Here is a 23,267-nt window from a genome sequence, read left to right as displayed (position 1 = left end):
AGCAAAATTAGAAAAGCGGAAGCGCCTTGATCATCGTCGTACAAACTGGAAGGGCCTAGACTGAGATATAGGAGACACAATGAGCGATAGCGAATTGATGTCGTCTTATCGTAGGGAGGGGACCTGAAGTTTGATAGGCGATAGGCGCTGGAGCTAGACAACTCTAACTTCAAAGCTATATCTGCTTATCTTTTAGAAAATCATAATATCGGTAACGATAGAATAGGGAAGGCAAATGGTGCGCCACCAGTCATACTGGTTCTAGTGGGTTCGATTCCCACCCCGAAATTTTTTAGCAACATACAAAAAATTTCGAGGGTGGACCGTATGCTCTATTTGGCATGGAGTAGGAACGTCCTCATAATGGAGGGATAACCTATGCTCAAGAAACGTGATTTCCAAGAATGCCATGAACTATATGATTTAATGACGCATCCTGATGTCTTTCCTTTTGTGCGCCAAAAAGCCTATTCCTATGATGAATTTGTTTTTATGACAAAACAAACAATCGAAGCAGAAGAACGTGGAGAACTAATTTCACGCACGATTCTTGATGAATGGGGAGCTCCGATTGGGACAATAAATTTATTTGATATTCAAGAGAATGCTGGATTTTTAGGCACTTGGCTTGGAAAACCATACCATGGAAAAGGCTATAATAAATTAGCGAAAGATGCCTTTTTTAATGAACTATTCTATGAAATGGGAATTGATACAATTTTCATGCGAATTAGAAAAGAAAATATTCGTTCCCAAAAAGCAGCAGAGAAGCTGCCATATGTCATTTCTGCCAATGAAACTAGAAAAGCTATTTATGAACAGCTTAATGCAAATGGACCGATATATAATTTATATGAGATTCCAAAGGATTTATACACGTTGGATGTTTTACGAAACGGCGCAGCCGATTTTCAAGAGTCCTCACATCTGCTGGAAGCTTAATATTAGCATAAACGAAGCCAATTTTTTAATTAAAATTGGCTTTTTTTATTTTTACAAAGCTGCCCATACATTTGAGCAGCTCCTAATCTGTTACATTCGATTCCAATTCATCTGCCCTCTCACTGATCCCCATCTGTGCCATTAGATCTTCTAGTTCTTCGTTTGTTAGTGTTTCAAAGCGGCCATCGTGAAATAACACCTGGGTCTGATTTGGATTAATTCTGTTTAAATTGAAGTTCATGACCATCTCTCCTTCATTAACAATTCCTTCAATACAATAGACTGTTTCATTTACTAAATATATTTCACATTTGAATATCATTTCATTCACAATTTTTAAAAGTTCACATAATTGCAAAATTGTTATGTCTTCTTTCTGACAAAAATAACCCAAAATGCTAATTTCCTAAGAACTGAACAGTCATGAATAAAATATGCTATAATTTTATTTTGTACTGAAATAGAAAGAGGATAATTGATATGAATCAAACATTTAGCAAAAAAGGGAAGATCAAGCAGCTGCTGATTATTTTGATTCCCATTCTCATCACTCAGCTTGCTATGTATTCAATGAGTTTCTTTGACACGACTATGTCTGGTCACTACAGTTCAAAGGATTTAGCAGGAGTTGCAATTGGTTCTTCACTTTGGATGCCAGTATTCACTGGTCTTAGCGGGATACTCCTTTCCATCACTCCCATTGTTGCTCAGTTAATCGGCGGCAAAAAACGGGATCAGGTTGCAAATTGGTTATCCAAGGCATTTATCTTGCGGTTGCTATGGCTATCATCGTTATCATTTCCGGCAGTTTTGCGCTTACTCCAGTCTTAAATGGAATGAGTCTTGAAGCCGAGGTTTACGCAACAGCACGTGATTATTTAATTGCTTTAAGCTTCGGAATGATTCCTTTATTTATTTATAGTGTTCTTCGTTCATTTATTGATGCACTAGGCAAAACACGTGTAACTATGATGATCACCCTGCTTACCCTGCCGATAAATGTGATCTTTAACTATCTCCTCATTTACGGTAAGTTAGGGTTTCCTGAACTAGGTGGAGTCGGAGCAGGCTATGCAACGGCAATTACGTATTGGGTAATTACAGTTATTTCGATTGTTATCATTCATAAGCAAATGCCCTTTTCTGGATTTGGGATATTCCAGACATTCTATCGAATTTCCTTAGGCAAATGGAAGGAAATTTTGGTCATTGGTGTACCTATTGGGTTTTCTATCTTTTTTGAAACAAGTATTTTTGCAGCGGTTACACTGTTTATGAGTGAATTTGACACAGCTACGATTGCTGCACATCAAGCAGCATTAAACTTTTCATCTTTTCTCTACATGATTCCTTTGAGCATCTCCATGGCATTGACAATAGTCGTTGGATTTGAGGTAGGCGCGAATAGATTAAAAGATGCAAAAGAATATAGCTGGATAGGTGTGTCTATCGCCGTCCTCATGGCTTTTGTCTGCGGAGTAATTCTCCTCTTCTTTCGCCCAGAAGTTGCAGGCATTTATACGAAGGATCCAATGGTCATTAAACTAACAGCACAATTTTTAATATTTGCAATCTTTTTCCAGCTATCAGATGCGATTCAAGCTTCTGTACAAGGGGCTTTACGTGGCTATAAGGATGTCAACATCACATTTATTATGTCACTGATCTCGTATTGGATTATCGGCTTGCCTGTCGGGTATTACCTAGCAAACCATACAAACTGGGGAGCGTTCGGCTACTGGATTGGATTAATTATTGGGCTTGCAGCAGGTGCAATCTGCTTATCAAGCAGACTCATTTTTATACAGAGAAAAAGATTGAACGCTAAATCTGCTATATAAAAAAGACTAGGGAAGAAAGAAAATTCTTACTTCCCTAGTCTTTTTTTATCCTAGTCCCTGAATACCTTTCCTAATACATCTTTTCCACCAGTTACAGAAATCACGCTGCCGGTTATGAAATCAGATTTTTCATCGATTAGAAATTGAATAACCCTTGCAATGTCCTCCCCTGTTCCTGGCCTGCCAACAGGAGAATTTCCATCCATTCCTTCAAGCGCCTTAAGAATTCCCGTTTCCTTCCATTCACCTGTAATATCACCAGGACAAACCATATTAGCAGTAATTCCGTTATCCGCTTCCTCAAGAGCCATTGTTTTTGTTAATGAAACAGCTCCACTTTTTGCCGCAGCAAAGGCTGAACGGTATATCCATCCTGGAGCTGACTCTACACGATCAAAGCCAATTGTTATAATGCGGCCCCACCGTTCTTCTCTCATTCTAGGAAGTAATAATTTGGATAAATAAAAAACAGCGTTTAAGTTCCCATTAATAATATAATGCCAGTTTTCAAATGAGTACTCCGTCATCGTTTTTCTTTCATGTATGTAAGGGCCAGCATTATGTACCAGAATATTAATCGTTGAAAAAGCTGAAAGTGCTGCCGCTGCAATCTTTTGGCAATCCGCTACATCACATATATCACCGCTTACAGCAATATTCCTTGTTCCAAACCTTTCAGACAACTCATAGGCGAGCGATTCAGCTCTTTCCTTGCTGTTTCGGTAATTAATAACTAAATGAATCCCGTTTTTGGCAAGGATAAAAGCTGTTTGTCTTCCGATTCCAGTAGCCCCTCCAGTTATTAATGCGGCTTTTTCTCTCACAAGCATACCCCACAGTAATATAGCTTTTTATCTAATATATTATTCGTAACCATAAGGATATGCAAATGAAATGTATTTACCTATTATCTCAAAACTTTCCTTAACGATTAAGTCCTTCTCAGCATATTATGAAAAGAATCCATAATTCTTAAATGACTTTTCCTGTATTTGAAAGGATGATGCCCCATGTTTCCTTGGAATCTCTTCCCATTTCATAAAGATGCTAAAAAAGCGATGCAGCAAATGAACCCTGAAGATATCAATAAATATATCCAAAACATGATGGGACAAATGATCCCCGAACAAATGCAGGGGATGATGAATGCTCAAGATTTCATGCAAGGTTTTGGAGAGCAGAAGCAACAGCCCTCCAGTTCTTCTACATTTTCCTCTTCAGTATTTGAAACACATGATTTTGTATTTGTAAGAATCCCGCTAAAAGAAGAGTCATGGCGGAAAAATTTGAGGCTCTTTCATACCTCAAACCAAATGATTATTGAGCATATCCCGGAATATGAAGATAAGCATATCATTACACTCCCAGCCCTTGTCAAAAAAAAAGGAACGACTGCCCATATCAAGGATGACATACTGGAAGTGAAAATTCCCAAAAATGTAGATATGCAGTTTTCTGAAGTTGATGTTACTGATATTTTATAAAAATAAATGAGGATGCGCCTTAATCACCCCCGACAAGCATAAAATGAGCCTCACAAGAAGATGTTCTGTACCTTTCTGGGAGGATTTATTTAGCCCCAAAGAGGGAGGCTCCTCCTATAAGCTATCTCTAACACTCGTGCGAAGTAAATGCTGCTGAAGCATTTCTAATGGATCTGAACGGAAATCAATTCATCACATAATTATACACAATATCTGATAATATAAATTCCCGGAATACAAAAAGAACAGTCCCTCATGGAACTGTTCATTTGTTTTTATTTACTTATTTTCCAATAAACATTTGTGTCCAATAGTTTCCATCTGCAACATAGCCTACTCCAAGATGTGTATAGCTTGCATTTAAAATGTTTTTACGGTGGCCTTCACTGTTCATCCATGCGTTCACTACTTCTTCAGGTGTACGTTGACCCATGGCAATATTTTCACCAGCTGACTTATATGTGATACCGAATTGCTTCATCATATCGAACGGTGATCCGTAAGTTGGGCTATTATGATCAAAATATCCTTTTGCCTTCATATCAGCTGATTTTGCACGTGCAACCTTGCTTAATTCTACATCAAGCTTCAAAGCAGGTACGCCATTTTTTGCACGTTCTTGGTTTGTTAAATCTAACACCTTTTGCTCATAAGCACTTACTGATGAGGATGCAGGTGTTGATGGCTGTGTTTGTGCTGGCTTTTGAGTTTGTGTTTGTGCCGGCTTTTGAGTTTGTGTTTGTGCTGGCTTTTGAGTCTGAGTTTGTGCTGGCTTTTGAGCCTGAGTTTGTGCTGGCTTTTGAGCCTGAGTTTGTACTGGCTGCTTTACTATTTGGTTATTTGCTTGATTCCAAGTAATATTGTATTCTTTCATTAATTTTTGAATCTCGTTATTGATTTGATCCTTATTAATAATAGTAGATTGTTGTAAGTTAACAACTTTCACCTGTTGTGGAGTTGGACAATTTGATGCTGCGTCCGCCTTGTTCACTACTGGATTAGATACTAATAATGCTGCTGCAGCTGCTACTGAAAAAATTACTTTTTTATTCATTATATAAATCCTCCCTGATGTGTTTGGTTTATTTTTTGTAGTGCTGTGTAACTTGCACAATCATCATAACACACAGTTTCTAGTAATATTTTAGGAAGGAATTTACATTTAACTAGTTTACTAGCAATTATTAGAAAATTGAAAGTTTGTGAAAATACTAGAATTAGAGATTAACCTTTATTTAACTAGTTTTTAGTATTAAATCTCTGGCTAATTTTTCCGTGGGTAAGATTTACATATATGGTGCTCCAATTAAGAAACTTCCAGTTTAATACTAGAAAATTAGTATTGACAGGTTTTTTGACGGTGTACTTCTTTTACTTATATTACGCGGATGTTACATTTGTGAATGTACCATGATGGATAGAATGGAAGGAATAGGAGGAATAGCCATCTTAAAACCTAAAAAGCAGCCTCTTGGCTGCTTTCTTTAATGATTACCACTGTGTTCTCCTTCTTCCCCATCCATATCCATCTTCATTTCGGAGTTATCTTGCTCAGGCTCACTTGGCTGACCGATGACGAACTCTTTTTTTGGCATACTATGCATATTCTTTGCCGTAACATGTGAATAGATATAATAGGTGCCTTCTTCAGTAAAGCTTTTTTCTAATCGATAGATGCCATTTTCTGCGTGCTCAACTGCCACTTTTTCATGGTTTTCGTCATTTGCCCGCCAAATTTCAAATTTGACTTCCTCCGCGTCTGTCACTTCTTCCTCTCCATACGTAACGTTTGCCTCAAAAACAACTGGTTCATTTATTTCAGCTTTTTCCGGATTAATTGTTAATTTCACATCAAGAATGGCAAGCTCTTCTTCTTTACTCTCTGATGAACATGCTGCAGTAAAAACTGCGATTACTAATAAAACGAGCAGTAATAATAATTTTCTCATTTGTATGATCCCCTTTATCTTAGTCTTGCTTTGCAGTCATATTAACTCTAAGTTGTGTGGTATATGTGAAAAAAATTTTAAATATCTAGAACAGGTAGATTGATTTGTACCATTGTCCCTTTTCCAAGCTGACTATCAATGTTTAATGTACCACCATGAAGTGAAATGAGTTTTTCAGCAATTGCGAGCCCTAAGCCTGTGCCACCATCTTTTCTTGTTCGCGCTCTATTCACCCGAAAGAAACGCTGTTTGATTTTATCCATATCCTCAGCAGGTATCCCAACACCAGTATCAGTAATTTCAATCGAACACCCACTATAAGTTTTAAACATCTTCAATGTAATCCTACCCTTATCTGTATAACGAATCGAATTATCGAGAATATTTTGAAGCACTTGTTCTATTCTTCCAGCATCTCCATTAATGATAATGTCAGGATCTACTTCATAATTAAATTCGATCTCTTTTTCTCTCATCTTTAATATGTATTTCTGAACGGAATCCTCAATTAATTGCCCGAGTGGAAGAGGGGTTTTTTCAATCTTAAATTCATTTGAATCAAGCTTTGACAGATCAAGAAGATCTCCAACAAGCCTCTCCATTCTGCCTGCTTCCCGATGAATTAGGCTTAAATATTTGCTCTGATCTTCTTCTTTGATAATTCCAGTATGTAAAGCATCACTATACCCTTTAATGTAGCTAATTGGGGTTCTTAATTCATGTGATACATTTGCAAGAAACTCTTTCTTGCGTTCATCCTCTTTTTGAATAGAAGAAGCCATATGATTAAATGCTTGAGCAAGCTGTCCAATTTCATCCATGGAATCATTCGTAATTTTTACTGAGTAGTCTCCTAGTGACACTTTTTCTGCAGCATCCTTCATATCAATTAACGGTTTTGTCAGTTTTCTAACGAGCATCGTACCTGTAAAAATGGCAATGACGAGAAATAAAATCCCTGCAATCATCCACAAATAAGCAAAATCTGTCATTACCTCTGATATTTTTGCTAAAGGAATATAGAGATAAATAATGCCTTCCAATCGATTTTCGTCCAATAAAGGAATGACAACTGCCATTATTTTTCTATCAAACCGCTCTTCGTAGCCTATTTTCTGGACTGGTTTCCCTTTAAGCAGTTTTTCTCTTTCCGTTCCGCTAATTAATGTTTCATAATCAATATCAAAAGGGAGACATGCGCTTAATTCTCTTGGATTACTAACAATAAATATTTCTGTTTCGGATTTTGAACTATACCAATCAATCCTATCCTTCAATTCGTCCGTTAACGGGCCACCTTCATACTCAGCAGCAAGACGGTGCCCTTCTTCGAGTAAATTTTCTTCTACATTTTCAACATAAAGCTTTTCATAAAAAAGATAGGACAAAAAATAAGAGTAAATAATCGTAACGACAATGGCAGCCGTGATCGTCAGCCAAAGCTTTTTTGCAATGCTATCCATGTTGAATGTCATTTCGTCTGTACCTCAAATTTGTAGCCAATTCCCCACACTGTTTGAATATAATCCGCTACCCCAAGCTTCATTCGGAGTGTCTTTATATGTGTATCTACAGTACGTAAACTCCCTATGTAATCGATCCCCCAAATATGCTCCAATAGCTGCTCTCTGCTTAAAGCTTGCGCATAATGATCAGCAAAAAAAAGCAATAGCTCGTACTCCTTCAATGTAAGAGCAACCATCGTGTCAGCTACCATCACTGTTCTTGCCATTCGCTCAATAACTATTTCTCCTAATTGTATGCGTGACTGTGCCTCTGTAGCGGTCATTCCTGTTCTTCTTAAAACAGCCTGTATCCTTGCAATCATTTCTCCAGGACTAAATGGCTTTACGATATAATCATCCCCACCAAGCTGTAATCCTTTCACCTTGTCCCATTCCTCACCTTTTGCTGATAAAAAAATGATCGGAATATTATACTTCTCCCTTATTCGTGCACAAACTTGATAACCATTTTCATCAGGCATCATGATATCAAGAATAATCAAATCGATCGTTTTATTTTTTAATACTTCGTACCCTTCCAGTCCACTAGCAGCAAGAAAGCAATGGAAGCCAGAGTTTTCGAGATACATTTCCGCAAGATGACGCATATCTTCTTCATCATCGATTATTAAGATATTTGTTTGCCCCATTATTATCTCTCCCTCACTACAATTTGAAATGGCCCATTTCCGACGGAAATCGTTTTGATTATTTTTAGATTCTCTGAATCAACAATATGAAGATCATTGCTATCATATCCTGCTATGATCAATTGATTGTCAACAAGCAGCATTTCAAATGGATTCGCCCCAACAACAATTGAACCGAGCACATTTCCATCTTCATCTAATTGATATAGCTTACTTGTTCCATGGCTTAGGACAAATACATGATTGTGATTGCCAATAAAGTTTATTGGCATAGATGGGGCTGGGATCTTACGTTTAAAGTTCCCTGAAATGGAGTCGTACACATGAATATCTCTTTCAATTTCTGCTCCCGTTCCATGTCCGCCAATCCAAATTTCACCCTTCTCTTCATTTAACCACGCCCCTGCTGCCGATGGGTGAATGGGATAGCCAGCCATTTTTTCCTTTTTCACTAGGTCAATAACTGTTAACTGTTCTTTATTAAAACTAAGAACAAAAAGCTTTTTCTCCTTCTCTGCCTCTAGTATAGTAAGGGGATTTAATTCTGTGCTCACTTTCCATAGTTCTTCCCCTTCAAGATTAAAGAACCTAATTTTGTTTAAATCCTGATCAACTAAGGCAATCTCTGAACCCACTTGCAGCAATTTGCCATTAACAATCCCTTTGCCTGTTTTCCAGCTATCAATCTTCTGTCCTCTTTTCAGTGAATAAAGATCAACCGTTTCCACCTGCTTGCCATACAGAAGAATCGTGTCTCCATCAGGAAAAATAATAGCTCCGGTATATGGCTTGTCCATTTCCCAATCAAGCATTTTTTCCATTTTGTCCAGGTCTATAAATGAAAGGGATTTATCTTTAATATTCACAGTTGCTGCGATCGAACGATCCTCTTGGATTGGCGGATATCCTTTATTCGAACAGGATGATAGAAAAAAAACAGCAACCAGGAAAATCACAACTTTAAGTAAACTCCGCATCATTTTCAGGAATCTCCTTCACATATACTATCCCTCATCATACACAAAGTTTGTGATAAAAATGTGAAATGGGTTTGTGGATATTGTTATTTTATATTCTCCATCATTTCAAGATGAACTTGAATAAGCAGCTGTTTATCATTCTCAGTTAAGTGAGATTCCATCACTCTTTTCACAGCAAAATAAAATTTCTCATGTGGCGATTTCCTTACTCTTGGATGAGAATTTTCATCCTTTAATTCTCTTGTTATTGCAGTTTTAAGAATATATTCGGCTTCTTCATCTGTAGAAAGCAGACGGTTATTCCATAATGTACGATATTCTATTAATAATTGATTAAAATTTATTTCCTTATTCAATGGGGCTTCCTCCTATTCACCGTTAGCATCACTCCCATTTTTACATAAATAAAAACAATTGTGCAAAAAATAGATGTAAATAATTACGAAAGGAGAATATTTTACATGAGTTCGCCATATTGCTGTCCCAATTGTAAAACAAATAAGAGCCGCTTTAACATTATAAAACAAGTTCCACAATCGGTTAAAATGGATCCCCATTCCGGTGTGATCCTTGAAGAATACACGAGTGAAAATTTAAGCCCTTTCCATATGGGATATAGAGGTCCAGATTATCGGGTTCAATGCGGCGCCTGCGGTTTAGTAGAGGATGAAAGAACCTTTATCAAGTTCGGAGAAAAAAATTAAAGCTTGAGAGACCATCCTCTCAAGCTTTTTTATTGCTTATAAATAATAATTTGCTGTCCTCTAAAAATTGGATGCTGTCAATTTCCCAAGCATCATAAGGAGAAAATCTAACTAAATACACTTTGCCTTTGAAAGACCTTCTCCCGGAATTTTTTATGACCATATCAACCTCAACAGGAATTTCAAGACTTAAGTCTTCTGAAAGATCTTCTATCGGCATAACGAGCATACGCGATAAATTTATGTTTTCTACATATTTAAGATGATTTTTCCATTCAATTTTCTGCAAGGAGACTGCAGAAACAATTCGAATATCCTGCTGTTTCATTCCGGCAAAAAATGCACGAATGACTTCATAAGGGTCAGCTTGGTTTATATACTCTTGTAGCTTACCAGCAGATTTTAAGATCATTAATTTATGTGATAGATCCATAAAATTTGTTCGATGGGTTGCACTCCCATAAAAATGGATACAAAAATGCCCAGGAAAATTATTTTTTAGTGCCCCTGCACCATGCGGCATTCCGTGCATGGAGGCTGCTATCCATTGATTCCCATTAATAACAATAATCGCTCTTCGCTTCCAGCTCCATTTTCCGTCATATACTTTCTTCATGATCTTCGTATCTTTCGAGGTTAACGGCTGAACATCTGCATGATTACTACCTGCACGTCTTTGCACATGAAATTTCTCTCCAGTCTCAACATCCATAACAATAAATTTACTATATTTTGGAAGAATTTTATTTACCTTATCCCATGGAAGCATCTCAATCTGGATACTTACATTGCTCTTGTCTGCAAGTATAGGTGAACTATTTAATAGCACAGCAATCACTAATATAACTGCAATACGGAACTTCATATTTCCCACTCAATTTCATTATTTATTTTCAAAAACCCTATATTTAAAAAGTTTTCCATAATGGAAGAGTTTGTATTCATAATAAATGCACAAGCTCCATAATCATCTTCATACAAACAAAAGGAGACTGAAGTTTGAAATTCTCCAATAAAAAAACGTGTTCATCTTAAACTGAACACGTTTTTCTAAAATGAAGATTTATCTGGCCTCTAGTGCATGTAGTTCTTCTTCTACTTGCTTCCAGTCAATATTTTCACCGATAAAAACCATATTAAGCGGCATATTCATATTTTCCTTCATATATAAAGGCATGCCGTAGGAATATTGAAACAGACTTGGAAACTCCGCAGAATGAAATTTTACATATCCTTTTATTCGATATATCGTATCTGGAAGCTTTCTTAAAAAGGATTCAAATTCCATTTGGCCAATGGCTTGTTTAAACTGATACACATATGTACTTAACTTTAAGTCTGTACTTACATGTGCTTGTGCTCTATCTGTTTTTATACTTGAAGATAATCTTTTTATCTGCTGCATCGGTACTTTCGCAAAAGTCGTCAAAATAGAAAATGCATGAGAATTAAGGGCTTGGATTTCCATCGTTAGTTTCGATTGCTCCCCATCCGTTAACTCATCCGTTTTATTTAGTAAAATTAAATCAGCATGACGTATTTGTTCAATGAGAAGCTGCTGTACTTGAGGACTGAGTGAGTGTCGATTTAGCCAGCGTTTTCCGTCAACAACAGAGATGATCCCCTTAACTTCAATTCGATCTGCAAATAACGGGGACATAACTGCATCTAAAACCTCGACCGGATGAGCAGCTCCTGTTGCCTCAATATATATTGCATCAGGTTTATCTATCACTAGCAGCCCTTGTAATTGCGACTCAAGCTTATCCTGAATCGTGCAGCAAATACAGCCATCAAGCAATTCTTTAAGCGGAATGTCCTCATCGACTGCATCCGAATCAATTGACACTTTTCCAAGCTCATTCATCATCACAGCAACTTTTCGATTTTGTTTCTTCTCCTCCGTTAAAAGCTGTTTAAGTAAAGTAGTTTTTCCGCTCCCCAAAAAACCAGATAAAATATATATTTCCGTTTTATTCATTAAGAATCCCTTTCCTTCATATGATCTTCGTGCATTTCAGTAATAATTTTGCATAATTTCTTTTCAAGTAAGTTTAAATTATCGTTCATTAATAATCCAATCGAATGAAACATCTCTCTTTTACATTTCCAGACAGGGATATATGCATTCGGAAAATACACGTCTTTCTTTTCGACACCCACCTCAAGATAGGACTCATAGTTTTCATTAAAGATATCCTCGCTTTTCGCTGGTCGCCCTTTTACCTCACGAATCAGTTCAATGACAATTTGTTCTTTTAATTCATGAAAATCATCGGTAAAAATAGTTTCCAGCTTTTGACCTAAACGTTCACATTGCAATTCAATATTCATAATTTCCTGTCTTATCTGTTCATTAAGATGAGGAATTTGTTTCAAAGTAACACCTCTTTGCGTTTGCTCTTTGTTAGACCTTTTATATCTGTGCATAAAGAAAGCACCCACCAAAAATTAGGAGAGCGCTTTTCTTTATAAAGACTATGAACCCATTTCCTGCTTTAGAATTTCTTCGGCTTTTTTGATTTGTGTGTCGTCTTTATCAAGCTTTTCTCGTAACTTCTCCATGAGAACGAGGGTAGATTGACCCGTTAGCACTCCATCCGCCTTTAACTTTTCTGCCGATTGGAACTTTTCAATAGCCGATTTTGTATGCTCATCGAAGAAGCCGTCTTCCCTGCCAGGGTTATAACCAATAGCAATAAGCATCTGCTGAGCTGCCTTCACTTCTTTTGAAGACATAGAAAGCTTTAATTCCAAATCTGGATTAATGAAAGGCAATGTCGCATATTCAGGCAATGCTACTTCATAATCAGGTGTAATTCCTTTCTTATGAATCCAGTTTCCTTTCGGAGTTAGCCATTTTTCTGTTGTAAACTTCATATTAGAACCGTCAGAAAAATCTTGTGCTCTTTGGACAGTACCCTTTCCGAATGATTTTTCTCCTACAAGTGGGATATTAGCCGCTTCCTTTACCGCTCCAGCAAGAATCTCTGATGCACTTGCACTTCCTTTATCAATGACGACTACGAGCGGAATCTTTGGATTTTTAGTGCCAGCTGATTTATATTCCTCTCGCTTGCCACTCCGATCTTCTACTTGGAAAATAATTTCTCCCTTTGGTACAAATAAACTTGAAATTTTAACCGCTTGATCTAATAATCCACCAGGGTTTTGTCTTAAGTCAAGAATGAGGCCTTTCATCCCTTGATCCTGCAATTCATTTAACTTGGTTACAAGCTCATTGGAAGTATTCTCAGAAAAAGAAGTAATTTGCACCTTTGCGATGCCATCTTCAAGCATTTCTCCATATACCGTTTCTATAGGAATCGTATCGCGGACAATCGGAACGGTCATTGCATCATCTACTCCTGGACGCAATATCGAAAGCTCCACCTTTGTTCCTTTTTCTCCTCTAATTAAAAGTACAGCCTCAGATGAACTCATGCCCTGCAGGCTTTTTCCATCTACAGATACTACCTTGTCATTTGGCTTTAGTCCAGCTTTTTCAGCCGGTGAACCTTTTATAGGAGAAACAATGACAATCGATCCTTCCTTTTCTTGAATTTCAGCTCCAATGCCTTCAAATGAAGAGGAGATGCTTTGATGAAAGTTTTTTGCCTCATCTACACTCATATAATCAGAATATGGATCCTCTAGGGCATCTACCATCCCGTTAATCGCTCCATTAATTAACTTATCCTCATCTAGTTCCTGAAAATAGGAGGTTTTTAGCGAATCAAAGGCAGCATATAGCTTTTGAAACTCATTACGATCTCCTCCACTGCTATTCACTGCCTTTTGTGTACCAATCAAAAATGCAACAGCTGTAATCCCCGCAGAAATAATTACAACTAATAAAAGCATCATGACAAATGGAAACTTCTTCATTCGGATAAAGCCAGTTGGCTTTTCTGGTTGATCCTGGTTTAAATCCTCCGTTTGCAAAACCTTCACCACTTTCGTATTACATAAAAATTCCTCTAATCCTTATTGAATAGAATACCATTTTTTTGATAGAAATAACAAAGTTAAGCAATCAATTACAGTTGATCATTTATATTTTCTTAACTGTTCCGAAATATTCCTCTAAGGTCCAACCCTTATTATAAATTGTTGTTGCTGCTTCTTTTCCTACATATCTAAAATGCCATGGTTCATATTTATAACCTGTAATGGCTTCTTTTCCTTTTGGATAGCGCAGGATGAATCCATAAAGATGGGCATTGGCTGCAATCCATTTCCCTTCAGGCGTCTCCCCAAATTGTTCAGAGAGTTCAAATTTAGCACTTTGACTAGATAAATCCATAGTCAAGCCTGTTTGGTGTTCACTTGTCCCTGGAACAGCTACTGCTAAGGCTGCTTTCTCTTCCCCAAATTTACTTACCTCTGCATTATATACTTGCGTTTGCCTGTTAAAGGACCGGTAGCCTGAAACAGCAAACAAGTGAATCCCTTGTTTTTTTGCTTCGGCAAACATCGTTTCAAGTGCTGCAGCTGCATCTTTTCGCATATAGGCTTTTTCAATATCCTGATCCCCAAATGAGTACAATACATTTGGGCGCACTAAATCCTCTGGGGTATAACCGTCAGGGAGGCTGAATTCCTTATTTACTAAAACCATAAAGTTTGTCGGATTTTGAATGACATTTCTTCCATTAACAACTTTCACATCATTAAAAAAAGCAGCTTCAAGCGTTAGTACATCATCTTCTGGCTGACTTTGTTCCTCTGTTTGATTTTTCTCTTCTTCCTTATTCTTTTCTGCTTCTTCATCAATTACATCTGCCGTACTTTCAGATTCATTATTTTTTTTCAAAAACGGAATCTTTTCCAAAATGGGATCTAATTGACTGCATCCAGCGAGCAGCAAGCTTAAAATAACTGTTAAAGCAATGATTTTTTTCATTTTTTCCACCTATTCCCTATAAAACTAGTAAGCATTATTTATTTTAACATGAAAAAATAACATTTTCAGAGTTAAATAATATCCCAAAATTGGAACATGCTATATAGGTACGACTACCTGAATTTAATTATAAATGACTATATTAATCTTTGCTGTTGATTTCCACTACCAGACTCGCTTTCAGCTACTATCAACTAGTATAAAAATCAGCAATAGCTTTAATATCGCCTATAAAAAATTAAAACTGGCTCAATGTATGAACCAGTTCAATAAACCATTCATTATTCTTTAATTGCTGCTTCGAGTGCTACCTCAATCATTTCGTTGAATGTTGTTTGTCTTTCTTCAGCTGTTGTTTCCTCACCCGTTAAAATATGATCACTGACTGTTAAAACGGATAATGCTTTTCGATTAAATTTTGCAGCAAGTGTATAAAGAGCAGCAGTTTCCATTTCAATCGCTAAAATTTGATACTTTGCCCATTTTTCTAATTCTGCGTTGTCATTATAAAACATATCAGCTGTAAATACATTTCCGACTTTCAAGTTTAAGCCTTTCTTCGTGCCTGCATCATATGCATTCTTTAATAGCTCAAAATTAGCAGTCGGAGCAAAGTCAACACCGCCAAAAGTAAGGCGATTCATTTGTGAATCTGTAGAAGCTGTCATCGCAAGAATAACATCTCTTACTTTTACATCTTTTTGAATAGCACCACAAGTACCTACCCGAATTAGATTTTGCACATTGTAGCTATTCATTAATTCATTTATATAAATTGATATCGAAGGGACACCCATTCCTGTCCCTTGTACAGAGATGCGCTTTCCTTTATATGTACCCGTATATCCAAACATATTACGAACTTCATTATAGCAAGTAGTATTTTCTAAAAATGTTTCAGCAATATATTTGGCGCGAAGCGGATCTCCTGGTAAAAGAACCGTTTCTGCAATCTCATTTTCTTTTGCACCGATATGAACACTCATTATGTAACCTCCATTTATCAAAAACTTACCTGTCTTTCCCACTATACCATATATAACACTTTCCGATAAGCGTTTATCGCAGAATAACGGGCTGTAAGCCCCCCACTGATTGAAGATTCACTTTAAGTTTAAGCATTAATTTATTGGATACGGGAAAGCTATCAATAGCTTTTCCAAAGGAGGTTGCATTCATGTCACAGGAAAAAATGAGAAAGAAATTAAGACAGGCTGTTCAACATGCCAATGAGACAAACCCAACATCAAGAGCAAATACGGAACCTCATACTTCTAAAACAGTGAAAACAAAAAGCAATAAATAAATAAATAAAGGAGCATCATTATGGGAAAAAAACATCGAAACCGAATCAATTCACCGAAGAAAAATAACCATATTCCTAAAGAAGCCATCATCGCTGAGCAGGAAGCACATGGGAAGGAATTTTCCGCAAGCGGAGGAAGAAAGGGGAACCCCGGTTCCAACACGGAATAAGGAGAGCATAATGCTCTCCCTATCTAATTTGTATACGATTAATTATCTTCCATCCACCAGGCTGCAATTGATAATAATATTGCCCTTTACGCCCTTCATCAATAAATAAAATATCACCTGTCGCAATAAAGCGGCCTGAAAAATCTTTAGGAATGAGATCTGGGACATTAAATGTCGCAAATACGGAATATAAGCATTCCTCATGATCGACCCCCTCCATTGACAGCCTGTACACTTGTCTATATCCCTTTGTTTGCCGAAATTCAGGCGTTTGAAAAATGGTCACATCAAATAGCTTTGTTTTCACCCTAGTAAGCTCTTTTAGCAATGTGTCTCCCCTCCTGCATCCCTTCATTCTAATAATCAAAATAACTGTCTTTATTTAAATATCGTTTTCGCCTTTACTCCTGTCGTTTCCTTCAAAGAAAAAATACGATTTTTGTCGATAGTACAATTTATCGGTATGACAGCGCTTACATTTTGGATTTTCTCTCATATACTATAGAAAAAGGAGACGACTGTTCAGCCTCCGACATGCATTAGACGAGCTGGATGGAAGATTGTTTTTTAACCTACTAGCCAAATCCTCGAGGTCGACACAAGTACATCATGGACGTCAAGCTAGGAGCTGGAGATAAACAGAGTAATTAATAACCTACTTCTTATGGGGGGATGTAAATTGTGGGTTTCCACAGCAGCCAAAAAACCTTTTTTCTTATCACTCATCATATGGTTAATCATTTCTATATTTTCTTTTATTCTTCACCCTCTACAGCCTTTTCAATCTATTGCTCATCGTGGTGCATCGTTCTATGCACCTGAAAATACAATGGCTGCTTTTCAAAAAGCTGTTGATCTTGGCTTTGATTTTATTGAGTTTGATGTTCGGTTAAGCAAGGATGGCCATCTTGTTGTTATCCATGATGCTGATGTACAAAGGACAACGGATGGAGTCGGTTATATCGGGGATTTAACTGTTCAGGAAATTAAAATGCTTGATGCAGGATCCTGGTATTCCCCTGAATTCTCCAATGAAAGAATTCCATTACTCGAGGATGTTTTGAAGCAATTTGGCGGGAAGATTGGATTACTTATTGATATGAAATCTTCAGAAAATCAGCCTCAATTGACAAAGGTATTATCAGATATATTGATGAGATATATAGATAACGGCGTAAAACCTTCCACATTAAAAGTTCAATCCTTCAATATAAACGAGATAAAAAAATTCCATGAATTAACTCCAACTATTTCCTCAGGAATTCTATTAGAAAAACCGCTTAATATCCTTCATTTTGAAACCTATAGAAAGTTTGCCTCATTCCTATCCGTCAATCATCACCTCCTCTCTAAGTCCATTATTCATCAGGCAAAACAATACGGGTTTGATATTTTTTCGTGGACAATAAAAAAACAGTATCAATTTCAAATAATGCAAAGATTGGGTGTAAATGGCATTATTTCAGATGAGGAATGTAAAGAATCAAACAGTAACCTCCTTACATTAATCTTTCAATGATAGACAAAAAAATAAGCCCTGTTAAGGCTTATTTTTTTAGATCAAGAATAGCTTTGAATGATTGATTGAATTTTTTGCTGCATATGTGGTATATCTCCCTGGTTCACTGTAAAACGAAGATTTGATTCATCCATATTTAGCGCCTCTGAGAATAGACTGCTTAATCCTCGCACTTTTCGATCTACCTGCATCAAAATTTCAATGTCATTGGCAGAAGCAGGGAAAAAAGTTATTTCTAATTCATCTAATCTTCCATGAAATGGACCTGAAACTGGTACGAATTCGAATTCTTGGATAAACGGAAGTCTTCGGCGTAAACGATGGGGTGCTTGTTCACAATCAGCTTCCCTTAATCTGAAACCTAAACCATTAATTGCTTGAAGCACGGAATCCATTAACTGATTAGGTACAACTCGAAGATAATCTTTATCTGTTGGATCCACCGCATTTTTTATATCTAAGCCTGTCGCAATCCATACCTTCGTTCTTCCAATTGATACAGGTGTGTCTGGAGGAAGAATGAATGAGAATGGAATAACTTTTCTCTCGTTTGCCATAAGCATGAACGATTCTGTTAATCGGAATCTATCAATTTGAGCTGGAACTGTATATTTTTTATCATCGGCTTCCTTTATATACGTCGTATTTAAAGTTAAATAGATATCATCAATTCTTTGTTCTACATTTCCCCCTTGAATTTCAACGACTCCCCGAATTTCTCCGCCTGGTATAGCTGTATCGCTATCAAGCTTCGTATCTACCTTTGCCGAACCGATCCCAACACTCGCTAACATCTTATTGAAAAATGACATTTTCAAACTCCTCCTAGTGATCACTTTTTTTCCTTATACAAATTATACGAGTGTTTTCACTTTATGGTTTCAAAAATTAGTTTATTTTTTCATAAAAGCAAAAAATGACGAGATCACCCTCGCCATTTCGTTCTTTTATTCCTCTTCAATTTCTTCATCAATAATGCATTTTTGTAATAAGTAGTCAAAGGTAATATCAGCAAGCTCCTCTATTTCTCCTTCAGCAGGCACAAATCCTCGTTTTGTCAGCTCATGAAAGAAAAATTCTGCAATTTCTTCCGTGTCAATAAATACTTCAATTTCCCTCACAGCATCGCCCCCTTTGTAGAGAATGTATGATGTCCTTTCCGGTTTCATGCAAATCTTCTTTTGAAAAAGGAATTCTTTAACTTTCAACACAAATAAATCTGATAATCTGACATTTTATAAAAGGTCAAGCATACATATGAACATAAGAAAATATTTAGAAAATGGAGGAAGAAAATGACTAGTATTTCTAGAGCAATAGCAGAAGTAAAGGAAGATTTGAATAAAGAAGAGAGTATGATTCTTGTGGTGTTTAGCCGGTTTTTAAATGGCTTATTTAAGGTATCATTAGGGGTTGGTATACCTTTGCTAGTTTATCTCGTACTGCAGCTAAGTAACCTCCGCTAAACTGTGCTTTTTCCATCATTATTAACAATTAGTTTCAGCTTTCTAACAATCACACGCATGATATGCAAATACTCTTCATCTTGAAACAGTTCATATAAAATTCGGTAATCATTATAAATATCTAGCAATCCATCAATTAACATTCTTTTTTCTTTAATATTTGCCAGCAACTCCCTTTCAGCTTTACGAAAAGTGTTTCCTTGCAGTTTTTTTATTTCAGGAAGTTTTTCTTTTTTGTTCATAAAATATAGGAGACCTAACTTTTCTATAAAAACATCGGCACTTTCCGCATCGGCAACAAGAGTCAATTCATCTTCCCCCGCTTCTAGCCATTCCCCATCACTAATTCTCGAAAGCTCATAAATGATATCTTCCCATGCATCCTCTTTATATCGCCAAATTTCAGTTCGAAACCCCATTATTTTGAATAAATCAGAACCGTATCCTTTCACTTGAACTAAATCACCAAAGAAATATTTATATTCTATATCAATATGTTCCTTTTCCAGTACTTCTCCTTCATAATCCGATAATAATTGAAGACTGGATTCCATATAGAGCCCTTCACTTTTGTTTACTTCGTAAACATGCATTCCATCTAGCCACTTTACATCCGTGATTTTCCCTACGGTTCCATACATAGTGATCACGACTGTATCACCGATATTGTATTTTGGTTTTTTTCGATCGCTCATGTCCTCCATCCTCTCAAGTATTCAGTCGTGAGTAATTCTTTGCTTTAGTATATGCATGGAAGGGAAAAATCGCTCCGGAATAGGAGAAGTTTGGACCGATAAGAAATGAAAACACCCCATTCATGAAATGGAGTGTTTTTGTGATCGCCTGTCTTAAGCTTCACTATTCAAATATAAATCCCACGCCTCATCAAATATCGTCATATTCTCAATATAAGATCCATTTAATTCCAAGTACAAACTTAACTCATGATAATCTGATGAAGTCTTCGGAAAACTATGATCCTTATATGCATGATTAGCAAATTTACTAATAGAGTCTTTTGGATTGGGATGTCGATACTTCATTAAATAATGATAGAAGGTTTTTGCCATCTTTATCACCAGCCTTTATTAAAGTACGGGTATTTATTCTATTGTATACATATTCTATCGATTACTATATACGAAAAAGTGCCCTTCCGTCTATATGAAAAAGCAACCCAAATTTGGATTGCTTTTTCATCGATTTCTTTTATTTCTCTTTTTTCTATTGCTAACTCCTAGTTTTCAAACTATAGATAGTGACGATTGCATTACCTGCCAATTCACTAATTCCGTTTCTTTCCATCTTAAACACCTAGTTCTTGCTGTAAAATTATATCGCTAAGTGCGTCAATTGCTTCATTTTCATCTGAACCAGATGCACAGATTTTTATTACGGAATTCAGCGGTATTGCTAAAGACATTACCCCAATAATCGATTTTAAGTTTGCCTTCCTATTATTGAACATAATATCTATATCACAATTATATTGGTTCGCAACCTGTACTAATAAAGATGCTGGGCGCGCATGAATACCAGCATAATCAATCACTTTGTAATCTTTTTCTACCATATAAACTAGCCTTCCTTCCTTTTATATATCAATCAAGAATTTTTAATCCAAATTTATCCACACACTTTTCACTTCGGTGTAATTGTCTAATGCATAGGATCCCATCTCACGACCAAAACCAGATTCTTTAAACCCGCCAAAAGGGGATGCCGGGTCTGTCACGTTATAGCAATTCACCCACACCGAACCGGCTTTTAATCGATTAGCTACGTAATGCGCATTTTTTAAATTTTCCGTCCATAGACCAGCAGCAAGACCAAATGATGAATTATTTGCACGATTAATCATTTCATCTAGGCTGTCAAAAGGCATCGCCACCACTACAGGTCCAAAGATTTCTTCTCTTGCAATCGACATCTTCTCATTTACGCTTACAAATACTGTTGGCTCTACAAAATATCCTTTTGAAGTGTGTCCACCACCACATAACATTTCTGCACCTTCGTTTTTACCTTTATTAATATAATTGAGAACACGGTTTTGCTGCTCTTTTGAAACCAGTGGTCCCATCTCTGTGTCTGGAGATAATCCACTTCCAAGCTTGACATTTTTAGCGTAAGACACCAAATCAGCAACAACATTATCGAAATGACTTTTTTGAATATACACTCTCGAACCAGCACTGCAAACTTCCCCTTGATTCGCCATAATCCCAGTAAAGACTCCTGAAGTTGCTTTCGTTAAATCAGCATCTTGTAAAATAATGTTTGGAGATTTACCTCCTAACTCCAGCGTAACACGTTTCAAAGTGTTTGCAGCTTCTTGCATAATTTGCTTGCCGACTATCGTCGAGCCTGTAAAAGCGATTTTATTCACATGTGGATGTTTGACAAGAGCATCTCCTGCAATCTCTCCAAAACCAGGGACAATATTGATTACACCATCTGGAAAACCTGCTTCAGTTATTAGTTCTGCAAGATACAGTGCGGATAATGGAGTCTGTTCTGCAGGCTTTAGTATAACTGTACAGCCTGTAGCTAGTGCCGGCGCTATTTTCCAAGCCGCCATCATCAATGGAAAGTTCCAAGGGATTATTTGCCCAACTACACCTACGGGTTCATGGTGAGTATAGTTAAAATAAGGCCCTGAAACCGGAATTGTTTGCCCAACAATTTTCGTAGTCCATCCTGCATAATATTCAAATTGACCTATTGCATTTGGAATATCATTATCCAGCAAATCACGTAAAGGCTTTCCATTATCAAGCGAGTCGATTTCAGCTAATTCCTGTTTGTTTTTTTCTATTAAATCTGCAAGTCTATACATTAGTTTTCCTCGTTCAGCTGAGCTCATCCGAGACCAAGGTCCTTCTTCAAAAGCTGTTTTAGCTGCCTTAACAGCTTTATCGATATCTCCCGTTTGAGCCTCACTCACATCCGCCAAAACTTCTCCATTCGAAGGATTAAACGTTTTAAATGTTCTCCCCATGTCAGATTCTACAAAACTTCCATTAATGAATAATTTCTTTGTCCCTTTTAAAAAATCTGACACTTTTTTTGAAAGTTGATATGTTTGATTCATGATCGTCTCCCTCCATTTCTATTACATTATCAATTAATACTTTTAATAGATATAATATTCTGTCTATTCAACAGATTCTTTATTCGATAACACAAAGATATTAAATACTTTGTAATTCCTGTATTGCTGATTTCATTCTATTGTTAAACACATAAGATCCAGCAACTGCAATATCAGCTCCCGCTTCTTTACAATCCCGGCATGTTTTTGGATTGATACCGCCATCAACTTCAATAAGATAGCTCAACTCTTTTTCATTCCGCCATTTTGCTACTTGTGCAATTTTCTCTAAGGTAGGAGGATGAAATGTTTGCCCCCCGAATCCTTCATCGCAAGTGAGAAAAAGAACAACATCGAGTAAATCTAAACAATGTTGAATTGAATCAACTGAAGTTTCAAGCTTTAATGCCACCCCCGCCTTCACACCAAAACTTTTAATTTTGAGTAAAGTTTTTCTCAATACCTTCGTACTTTCTGGATGAATGATAATGATGTCTGCCTTCGTTTCTAAATAACTGTCAAGTAAACGTTCAGGTTTATCTATCATCAAATGAACATCTAATGGCAATGATGTTAGTTTACGAATGGCTTTCACAGTAGACGAACCCCAAGTTACATTGGATACAAATACACCGTCCATAATATCAATATGGATAAAGTCCGCACCAGCTGCTTCTAATTGCAAAATATCTCTTTCTAGATTTAGAAAATCAGCACTTAAAATCGAAGTTGAAACTAGCATGTAATCCAC

Annotated in this window: 29 protein-coding genes and 1 pseudogene; 8 read left to right on the top strand and 22 right to left on the bottom strand. The window is 36.7% G+C overall.

From position 1 onward, the window contains the following. Nucleotides 1-378 precede the first annotated feature (378 nt). Nucleotides 379-942, top strand: a complete 564-nt coding sequence (locus FI644_RS19180) for a GNAT family N-acetyltransferase (protein ID WP_053476629.1) — start codon at nt 379-381, stop codon at nt 940-942. 82 nt (nt 943-1,024) lie between these two features. Here FI644_RS19180 and FI644_RS19175 read toward each other — a convergent pair whose 3' ends face one another. After that, a complete protein-coding gene (locus FI644_RS19175) occupies nt 1,025-1,336 on the bottom strand; it encodes a hypothetical protein (RefSeq protein ID WP_053476630.1) in 312 nt (103 codons plus the stop codon). Between the two features lie 167 nt (nt 1,337-1,503). On the opposite strand from FI644_RS19175, the pseudogene FI644_RS19170 reads away from it, so the two are divergent. Continuing rightward, nucleotides 1,504-2,783 (top strand): annotated as a pseudogene (locus tag FI644_RS19170) (MATE family efflux transporter). Between the two features lie 50 nt (nt 2,784-2,833). Here the strand turns inward: FI644_RS19170 and FI644_RS19165 are convergent. Further along, nucleotides 2,834-3,607, bottom strand: coding sequence for an SDR family oxidoreductase (locus FI644_RS19165; protein ID WP_053476632.1), 774 nt, complete (start codon nt 3,605-3,607; stop codon nt 2,834-2,836). Nucleotides 3,608-3,793: 186 nt separating this feature from the next. On the opposite strand from FI644_RS19165, the gene FI644_RS19160 reads away from it, so the two are divergent. Then, on the top strand, nt 3,794-4,267 hold the full coding sequence (locus FI644_RS19160; RefSeq protein WP_142108727.1) for an Hsp20/alpha crystallin family protein: 474 nt from the start codon (nt 3,794-3,796) through the stop codon (nt 4,265-4,267). A gap of 283 nt (nt 4,268-4,550) precedes the next feature. Here the strand turns inward: FI644_RS19160 and FI644_RS19155 are convergent, their stop codons facing one another. From FI644_RS19155 to yoyC, 6 genes are all read right to left on the bottom strand, one after another. After that, on the bottom strand, nt 4,551-5,321 hold the full coding sequence (locus FI644_RS19155; RefSeq protein ID WP_142108726.1) for a CAP domain-containing protein: 771 nt from the start codon (nt 5,319-5,321) through the stop codon (nt 4,551-4,553). Nucleotides 5,322-5,751: 430 nt separating this feature from the next. Continuing rightward, nucleotides 5,752-6,216 carry a FixH family protein gene (locus FI644_RS19150; RefSeq protein WP_053476635.1) on the bottom strand — a complete coding sequence of 155 codons (465 nt, stop codon included), beginning with the start codon at nt 6,214-6,216 and terminating at the stop codon, nt 5,752-5,754. 77 nt (nt 6,217-6,293) lie between these two features. Next, a complete protein-coding gene (locus FI644_RS19145; RefSeq protein WP_053476636.1) occupies nt 6,294-7,691 on the bottom strand; it encodes a sensor histidine kinase in 1,398 nt (465 codons plus the stop codon). Then, on the bottom strand, nt 7,688-8,371 hold the full coding sequence (locus FI644_RS19140) for a response regulator transcription factor (protein ID WP_053476637.1): 684 nt from the start codon (nt 8,369-8,371) through the stop codon (nt 7,688-7,690). The genes FI644_RS19145 and FI644_RS19140 overlap by 4 nt, the downstream gene beginning before the upstream one ends. A 2-nt stretch (nt 8,372-8,373) precedes the next feature. Further along, entirely contained in the window at nt 8,374-9,351 is a 978-nt protein-coding gene (locus tag FI644_RS19135; RefSeq protein WP_053476638.1) for a YncE family protein, read from the bottom strand. 83 nt (nt 9,352-9,434) lie between these two features. After that, the gene (gene yoyC / locus FI644_RS19130; protein WP_075209168.1) at nt 9,435-9,707 is read right to left on the bottom strand and encodes a protein YoyC; all 273 of its coding nucleotides are present in this window, start codon (nt 9,705-9,707) and stop codon (nt 9,435-9,437) included. Nucleotides 9,708-9,812: 105 nt separating this feature from the next. On the opposite strand from yoyC, the gene FI644_RS19125 reads away from it, so the two are divergent. Next, a complete protein-coding gene (locus FI644_RS19125) occupies nt 9,813-10,055 on the top strand; it encodes a hypothetical protein (protein ID WP_053476639.1) in 243 nt (80 codons plus the stop codon). Between the two features lie 19 nt (nt 10,056-10,074). Here FI644_RS19125 and FI644_RS19120 read toward each other — a convergent pair whose 3' ends face one another. The 6 genes from FI644_RS19120 to deoD form a co-directional block, all read right to left on the bottom strand. Next, entirely contained in the window at nt 10,075-10,920 is an 846-nt protein-coding gene (locus FI644_RS19120) for a hypothetical protein (protein ID WP_142108725.1), read from the bottom strand. A 198-nt stretch (nt 10,921-11,118) separates the two neighbouring features. After that, a complete protein-coding gene (locus FI644_RS19115; RefSeq protein WP_056685308.1) occupies nt 11,119-12,036 on the bottom strand; it encodes a CobW family GTP-binding protein in 918 nt (305 codons plus the stop codon). Further along, on the bottom strand, nt 12,036-12,434 hold the full coding sequence (locus FI644_RS19110; protein ID WP_053476642.1) for a hypothetical protein: 399 nt from the start codon (nt 12,432-12,434) through the stop codon (nt 12,036-12,038). The genes FI644_RS19115 and FI644_RS19110 overlap by 1 nt, the downstream gene beginning before the upstream one ends. 99 nt (nt 12,435-12,533) lie before the next feature. After that, nucleotides 12,534-14,000 carry a lmo1851 family serine protease gene (locus tag FI644_RS19105; RefSeq protein ID WP_053476643.1) on the bottom strand — a complete coding sequence of 489 codons (1,467 nt, stop codon included), beginning with the start codon at nt 13,998-14,000 and terminating at the stop codon, nt 12,534-12,536. Nucleotides 14,001-14,109: 109 nt separating this feature from the next. Continuing rightward, complete coding sequence (locus FI644_RS19100; protein ID WP_053476644.1) at nt 14,110-14,961, bottom strand: M15 family metallopeptidase; 852 nt, start codon at nt 14,959-14,961, stop codon at nt 14,110-14,112. Between the two features lie 281 nt (nt 14,962-15,242). Further along, nucleotides 15,243-15,947: a purine-nucleoside phosphorylase gene (gene deoD / locus FI644_RS19095; RefSeq protein ID WP_056685309.1), complete on the bottom strand. Its 705-nt coding sequence runs from the start codon at nt 15,945-15,947 to the stop codon at nt 15,243-15,245. A 191-nt stretch (nt 15,948-16,138) separates the two neighbouring features. Between deoD and FI644_RS27180 the strand changes: the two genes are divergently transcribed. Beyond that, nucleotides 16,139-16,267 (top strand): hypothetical protein, encoded by a 129-nt coding sequence (locus FI644_RS27180; protein WP_256376268.1) that lies wholly within the window; start codon nt 16,139-16,141, stop codon nt 16,265-16,267. 20 nt (nt 16,268-16,287) lie between these two features. Further along, the gene (gene yoyE, locus FI644_RS26425; RefSeq protein WP_165571569.1) at nt 16,288-16,437 is read left to right on the top strand and encodes a protein YoyE; all 150 of its coding nucleotides are present in this window, start codon (nt 16,288-16,290) and stop codon (nt 16,435-16,437) included. A 19-nt stretch (nt 16,438-16,456) separates the two neighbouring features. On the opposite strand, the gene FI644_RS19090 is transcribed toward yoyE, so the two are convergent. Next, a complete protein-coding gene (locus FI644_RS19090) occupies nt 16,457-16,765 on the bottom strand; it encodes a hypothetical protein (protein ID WP_053476646.1) in 309 nt (102 codons plus the stop codon). 351 nt (nt 16,766-17,116) lie between these two features. On the opposite strand from FI644_RS19090, the gene FI644_RS19085 reads away from it, so the two are divergent. Then, the gene (locus FI644_RS19085; protein ID WP_231690095.1) at nt 17,117-17,956 is read left to right on the top strand and encodes a glycerophosphodiester phosphodiesterase; all 840 of its coding nucleotides are present in this window, start codon (nt 17,117-17,119) and stop codon (nt 17,954-17,956) included. 41 nt (nt 17,957-17,997) lie between these two features. Here FI644_RS19085 and FI644_RS19080 read toward each other — a convergent pair whose 3' ends face one another. Both FI644_RS19080 and FI644_RS19075 read right to left on the bottom strand, forming a co-directional pair. Further along, entirely contained in the window at nt 17,998-18,768 is a 771-nt protein-coding gene (locus FI644_RS19080) for a sporulation protein (protein WP_053476648.1), read from the bottom strand. Nucleotides 18,769-18,903: 135 nt separating this feature from the next. Continuing rightward, nucleotides 18,904-19,077: a YozD family protein gene (locus FI644_RS19075; protein WP_075209169.1), complete on the bottom strand. Its 174-nt coding sequence runs from the start codon at nt 19,075-19,077 to the stop codon at nt 18,904-18,906. Between the two features lie 174 nt (nt 19,078-19,251). On the opposite strand from FI644_RS19075, the gene FI644_RS26420 reads away from it, so the two are divergent. After that, complete coding sequence (locus FI644_RS26420) at nt 19,252-19,422, top strand: hypothetical protein (RefSeq protein WP_156319132.1); 171 nt, start codon at nt 19,252-19,254, stop codon at nt 19,420-19,422. On the opposite strand, the gene yodN is transcribed toward FI644_RS26420, so the two are convergent. The 5 genes from yodN to rpe all read right to left on the bottom strand — a co-directional run bounded on the left by yodN (nt 19,419) and on the right by rpe (nt 23,258). Next, a complete protein-coding gene (gene yodN, locus FI644_RS19070; protein WP_053476649.1) occupies nt 19,419-20,117 on the bottom strand; it encodes a germination protein YodN in 699 nt (232 codons plus the stop codon). The two genes, FI644_RS26420 and yodN, sit on opposite strands and share 4 nt — an antisense overlap. 153 nt (nt 20,118-20,270) lie before the next feature. After that, the gene (locus FI644_RS19065; RefSeq protein WP_053476650.1) at nt 20,271-20,492 is read right to left on the bottom strand and encodes a YozE family protein; all 222 of its coding nucleotides are present in this window, start codon (nt 20,490-20,492) and stop codon (nt 20,271-20,273) included. A 236-nt stretch (nt 20,493-20,728) separates the two neighbouring features. Beyond that, complete coding sequence (locus FI644_RS19060) at nt 20,729-20,995, bottom strand: HPr family phosphocarrier protein (protein ID WP_053476651.1); 267 nt, start codon at nt 20,993-20,995, stop codon at nt 20,729-20,731. Nucleotides 20,996-21,037: 42 nt separating this feature from the next. Then, nucleotides 21,038-22,516, bottom strand: coding sequence for an aldehyde dehydrogenase family protein (locus FI644_RS19055; protein WP_053476652.1), 1,479 nt, complete (start codon nt 22,514-22,516; stop codon nt 21,038-21,040). A 100-nt stretch (nt 22,517-22,616) separates the two neighbouring features. Further along, nucleotides 22,617-23,258, bottom strand: coding sequence for a ribulose-phosphate 3-epimerase (gene rpe / locus FI644_RS19050; protein WP_053477570.1), 642 nt, complete (start codon nt 23,256-23,258; stop codon nt 22,617-22,619). Nucleotides 23,259-23,267: the final 9 nt, after the last annotated feature.

The organism is Cytobacillus solani (genome assembly GCF_006704205.1).
Taxonomy (GTDB): domain Bacteria; phylum Bacillota; class Bacilli; order Bacillales; family Cytobacillaceae; genus Cytobacillus; species Cytobacillus solani.
This window is presented reverse-complemented; position numbering and strand designations above follow the sequence as displayed.